Origin of the sequence: uncultured Campylobacter sp. (assembly GCF_938030685.1) — a bacterium.
Lineage (GTDB): Bacteria > Campylobacterota > Campylobacteria > Campylobacterales > Campylobacteraceae > Campylobacter_B.
Genome location: NZ_CALHHX010000106.1, coordinates 1 through 4,852 on the forward strand (window position 1 = coordinate 1; position 4,852 = coordinate 4,852).

Here is a 4,852-nt window from a genome sequence, read left to right on the forward strand (position 1 = left end):
CGCTTTTGTCCGTGAGCGCGGCGAGGAAAAGAGCGATAAGCTCCTCGAAGTTTTGTGCAATAACCAGGGCATCCTCATAGATCGGTTCCGCACCGAATACGATCTTGCCCGCGTCCGCGCCCTGCGTGAGGATGCCCGCGAAGCAGCGTTCGCCTCTGACCGAAAACAAAAACGGCAAGCACCCGCTCCAAAACGCGCTCACGGCGGCTCTTTCCGCATTGTTAACCGCGCACTCCAGGCTGTCTTTTTCAAAATCTTCGTAGCAAAATTCCGCCTCGTCCGCGCCCGGCGATGCATAATCCCTAGCGAATACGAACTAAACGGCGTCCGCAGCGTCGCTCAAAATTTCAAAAAAGCAAACGAAGCGGTAAAAATCTTCGCTTAAATTTTTAAATCTGCCGCCTAAAAATTCGCTTTGTGGCGGGCAAATTTCATTCCTGCTCCGTATCTGCCAGCCGTTTTGCGCGAGCGCGTCTATAAGTTCGTCAAAAATCATCTCGCCTCCCGTAATTTGGCGCCGATTATAGCATTTTACTCGGCGCAGCGACTAAATACGGCTAAATTTATAAAATTTTGCCTACCAGCCGCGCATAAAAAGAGAAATTTTATAAATTCGGCTAAAAATAAAATGACGTTTCCAAATCGCCGCTAAATTTAGGCTCGGCAGAGGGTGTAAGCCGCAGATGAAAAACGGGCGTATCGCTTAAAATAGACGTATTGCCGAGGGGAGTGGGCGCGCCGCTAAAATTTGTGCCTCGGTATCCGCCTAAAATTTCCAAGCGGTACCGACCGCGCTTTACGCGAAAACTCAGGCTGTTTTGCTCGCTAATGCAGCTCATATCTTTAAAATAGCCGATGCCTGCGATATTTAGCGTGCCCGAGGAGTGAAAAACCCAGCCGCGAGAGATGATTTTCGCTTCGTTTTGTGCGAATATCTCCTCGCTCGCCTCGCCCACGGTAACCGCAAAATCGTAATAATCGCTGCGGACGCCCGATATCGGCACCGCGATACCCTCTTCTGTGACCGCGCCCCCGTGCTCGGTCTGCGTAAAATAGGCAAGAACATCGCCGCTCGCAAGCCCGTGCTCATCCAGATAGCGCGCGAGTAGCGCGGGCTCGTACACCACGAAGCCGTCCAGCTCGGAGAAAATTCGCTTTTTCATTTACGCCTTTCTTTGATCACCGTGCGCGTCGTACGCAGAAATTTTACCGTCCATTTGCTCTCTTTATATCTGTTTTGCAGCACCGATGAAATTTTACTATCGTGCTTGCAGCAAGGATAAAATTTTATCCTTGCGATCGCGCCGCAGATGAAATTTAAACTCCATTTTGCGCTCAAATTTACAGCCCGCGGTTTTTCCAGCCGCCGCTCATACCTTGGCATCTGTCTACAAGCCAGCGCCCATCCTTGCGCACGAGCAGGAAGCGGCGCGCAAAGCCGTGTTCGTCCTTGGCGTAGATATAAATTTTATTTTTACTCTCGCATTCGGCGTCCGTTAGCTCGTACCCGCCGTAGGTGCCGCCCTCCATCATCGAAAATGAGATGCCCTCGGGGCGGAAGCCGCTGCGCCTAATGGGCGTGCAGTATCGCGCAAAGAGCTCGTCGCATCTGCGCTGCACCTCGCCGTCGTCTGCGTCATCAATTCGCGATGTGGCAAATTTCTCCCATTCGCTCATCGCCGCGAAAAACGCGAGCAGCGCATCGCGCGTCGCCGTCAGATCATCTGGATCAAGCTTCTTTTTGCTCTTTGCGGCGTCTCTTTGCGCCTGTTCGAATTCCGCAATTTGTTCCTTGCTAAACCGCCCGCCGTCTAGATAAAACTGGATTTTGGTATCCGCCGCAGCTAATAGCCCTGCAAAGCTCACGCGTGAATTGACCAGGCGCAGCGATTTTAGCTTTGGGATTTGCACGATCGCTTTTAGCCCCTCGTCCATGATGCTGACGTTTTCGATACCGACGTGCTCAAGCTTGGCGTGCCTCGCAAAATATCTAAAGCCCTCGCCGCTTATCTTATCGCTATCTTGTAAAAACAGATACGCAAGCTTCGGCAGCGTGGCTAGATGCTGCAGCGCCGCGTCCGTGATAGCCGTGGCTATAAAGCCCATATTTACGAGGCTTTTTACCTCACAGATGCGGCGCACCATCTCATCGGTGAGTGCTACGTTTTCGTAGTGATGGCCTTTGCAGTAGCGCTCGCTAACCGCGTCCAAAGCCTCCTGCATCGTGATCTGCTTCATCGGCTATCCTTTAAAATTTGATTTTAAAATTTTAGTGAAATTTTACGATTTACGCAAGCGCTTAAATTTATGGCGCGGATTTGCACGCGCAGCGCGATTAAATTTTGCGCCGACGAGCGCTAAATTTTAGCCGCCGTCCACTCGCTTAAAATTTTACTAAAATCCTCTATCATCGCGGCGAAATCATACTCAAGCTTGCTTTGCTTTTGCGCAATCTGCCTTAGCGCCGTCAAAAAATACTCGCCCATCTTTCGCTTTTGCTCCATGGGCGCTAGCTCGCTAAATTCGCGCTCGAAATGTATCAGCGCGCTCGTTTTGCCCGTGTTTTTTCTAAACGGCGAATACTCAAAGCGGTTCCGCAGATAGTAACCGCCCGCGCGCCGCTCCTCCTCGCTCATCATCTCGCACAGTAGCTCCCACGCGCGCTGCGAGCTTATGCGTGGCTTATCGGGCGCGATGATGTAGTTGGTTCGGCAGTGCTCGTCATCAAAACTAAACGCGCATTCCAATTTTATGTAGTTGATTGTCGAGCCGTAAATTTTAGGGCGCATTTTGGCGTTAAGCGCCGGTTGAAGTTTCTCAAATAGGCTTTCTATCACGGCGCGCGAGCTCTCGTAGCAGTTGCTGATAGCGCGCGTGATGCGGACCGGGTTTTTGGCTATCCAATTGCGCTGGCTGTTTAGCTTGAGGTCCAAAATATCCTCTTTTACGGGGCGCGCGAGCGTTTTGCCTGCCGCATCCGGGCCGGTGTGAAAGATAGTATCGCCGTCTTGCATCGTAAGCCCCGTTTTGCGCTTCGACCAATATGCCTCGACGAAGCGCGGCTCGCCGTGCGCATTTAAAAAATATGTCGCGGGCTGCCCGTTGTAAAATTTCCCGCGCAGCGCCTCCAAGCTCTCTCGCTCGCCCCAGCCTACGATCGCTAGGCATTCGCAAATTTTAACGGCCTTGTTCCACTCGCTAGCGTTTTTATAAAAGGCGTAGCGGTCAAATTCGCCCAGCAGCCGCTCGCGAATTAAAATTTGATCCCAAGCGCGCAGAAAAATTTCTAATTCGGCGAGGTTTTCTATCTCATAAATTCGCTTTAAAATTTCGTTCATTTTCGACCCTTAAATTTGCCTTCGCAGCGTAAAATCGCCTCCGAGTTTTACGGCTCGCTTCAGGCGCGCTTTGCTCTAAATAAACTCGCGGTCGCTGCAAGGCAGAATTAGCTTTTTTTGCGGCAACGCTTTTCTTCGATACCGCTTTGTCCTTGCCTACGCGCTAGCTCGTCAAGTAGGGCGTCCGGGTGGATATTGTGCGCCCCAAGTGCGAGCAGAAGGTGAAATAAAAGATCCGCTCCCTCGTAAATCACGTCGTATCGCGGCTCGCCCGCTCTGTGCTCGCCGAAGCCCTCGCGCGCGACGTCTGCGTAAAACTCGCTGCGCGAGAGGTCCTTGCACGCCAGCGCGAACTCGCACGCCTCCTCGGCGATCTTTTTGAGATAGGCGTTTTCGCCCTTCGCGTAGAGCGAGGCGACGTAGGAGAGTGCGGACTCGCCGTTTAGCTTGCGATCCAAGCAGACGTGATAAATTTCGTCCAAAATGCCGTACGGGCTTTTTTCTATAGAGTTTTTTAGCGCATAATTTTGCGAGACGGCGTATAAATTTTGCTCGCTGCACTCTGCGGCGGAATTTGTGAGCGTGGAATTTGCCGCAGCGGGGCTTTGCATTGTGGAGCTCTGATTGCTGCAGTAGGTAGTAGAATTTTGGGGCGCGTAATCCGCCGAGCCGTCGCAAGCTACGGAATTTTGCCCTGCGCGGGAATTTGTGGAATTTTTCTGCACGAGAGAGGTTGCAGAGCCGTGCTCTGCAAAATTTATCGCGCCGCAAGCGTTCGGGCTCTGGATATTTTCGCCGCATTTTTGCAGCGAAATCTCTTTGAAAAAACAGCTTCGCGCGCCCGTGTGGCAGGCGGATCCGCCGCACTGCTCGATTTTAAGCAGCAGCGCGTCGTTGTCGCAGTCCAAAAACGCGGATTTTACGAGCTGAACGTGACCGCTCTCCTCCCCCTTTTTCCAGATGCGCCTCTTACTGCGCGAGAAGTAGTGCGCGTAGCCCGTTTGCAGCGTTAGGCCTAGCGCCTCTTCGTTCATATACGCGAGCATCAAAACCGCGCCGTCACCCGCGTCCTGCACGATCGTGGGGAGCAGCCCGCCTAATTTTTGCCAATCTACCTTCATCTTTGATCCTTAGTTTACGAAGTCGCGCGCCCTGAATTTAGCCGCCGTACGCGGAATTTAAGTTATGAATTTACGAAGCGGCGAGCCTCGTAAATTTAAAGAGTAAACCTGGCGGCTAAATTTTAAGCGACCGCTAGGCTTAAGCTGCGACGAGTGTGAGTTTTGCTAATCGCGAGCAATCGCGCTCGTCGCTAATATTAACTTGCGAAATCGCGAGTTAAGTTTATGCGCCCGGAGCGGGCTTGCTTTAAATCTCGCTATTAAATTTAGTTCGCGAAATCGGAGCGCACAGCCTCCTGAAATTTTAATTTTCCCGCTCGATGGCGCTTTGCTTCGCCTTATCTTTCGTATCGACCCAGATATTAGGCACCGCGCCGCCCGGCGTTAGGAAAA

General features: G+C 52.0%; 8 protein-coding genes and 1 pseudogene. All 9 read right to left on the reverse strand.

Annotated features, from left to right (window positions below; genetic code table 11):
* Positions 1-202 (reverse strand): hypothetical protein (locus Q0369_RS04945; RefSeq protein ID WP_298096790.1); only part of this gene is annotated, 202 nt, incomplete at its 3' end.
* Between the two features lie 114 nt (positions 203-316).
* Positions 317-496 (reverse strand): hypothetical protein, encoded by a 180-nt coding sequence (locus Q0369_RS04950; protein ID WP_298096793.1) that lies wholly within the window; start codon positions 494-496, stop codon positions 317-319.
* A 121-nt stretch (positions 497-617) separates the two neighbouring features.
* Positions 618-1,163 carry a hypothetical protein gene (locus Q0369_RS04955; protein ID WP_298096796.1) on the reverse strand — a complete coding sequence of 182 codons (546 nt, stop codon included), beginning with the start codon at positions 1,161-1,163 and terminating at the stop codon, positions 618-620.
* A complete protein-coding gene (locus Q0369_RS04960; protein ID WP_298096797.1) occupies positions 1,160-1,339 on the reverse strand; it encodes a hypothetical protein in 180 nt (59 codons plus the stop codon). Before Q0369_RS04960 ends, Q0369_RS04955 begins: the two co-directional genes overlap by 4 nt.
* Before the next feature lie 2 nt (positions 1,340-1,341).
* The gene (locus tag Q0369_RS04965) at positions 1,342-2,238 is read right to left on the reverse strand and encodes an NTF2 fold immunity protein (protein ID WP_298096800.1); all 897 of its coding nucleotides are present in this window, start codon (positions 2,236-2,238) and stop codon (positions 1,342-1,344) included.
* Positions 2,239-2,357: 119 nt separating this feature from the next.
* The gene (locus Q0369_RS04970) at positions 2,358-3,338 is read right to left on the reverse strand and encodes a hypothetical protein (protein ID WP_298096803.1); all 981 of its coding nucleotides are present in this window, start codon (positions 3,336-3,338) and stop codon (positions 2,358-2,360) included.
* A gap of 107 nt (positions 3,339-3,445) precedes the next feature.
* On the reverse strand, positions 3,446-3,949 hold the full coding sequence (locus Q0369_RS04975; protein ID WP_298096807.1) for a phosphoribosyl-ATP diphosphatase: 504 nt from the start codon (positions 3,947-3,949) through the stop codon (positions 3,446-3,448).
* Between the two features lie 171 nt (positions 3,950-4,120).
* Positions 4,121-4,459 (reverse strand): annotated as a pseudogene (gene hisI, locus Q0369_RS04980) (phosphoribosyl-AMP cyclohydrolase); the annotation flags it as partial.
* A 304-nt stretch (positions 4,460-4,763) separates the two neighbouring features.
* Positions 4,764-4,852 (reverse strand): hypothetical protein (locus tag Q0369_RS04985; protein ID WP_298096810.1); only part of this gene is annotated, 89 nt, incomplete at its 5' end.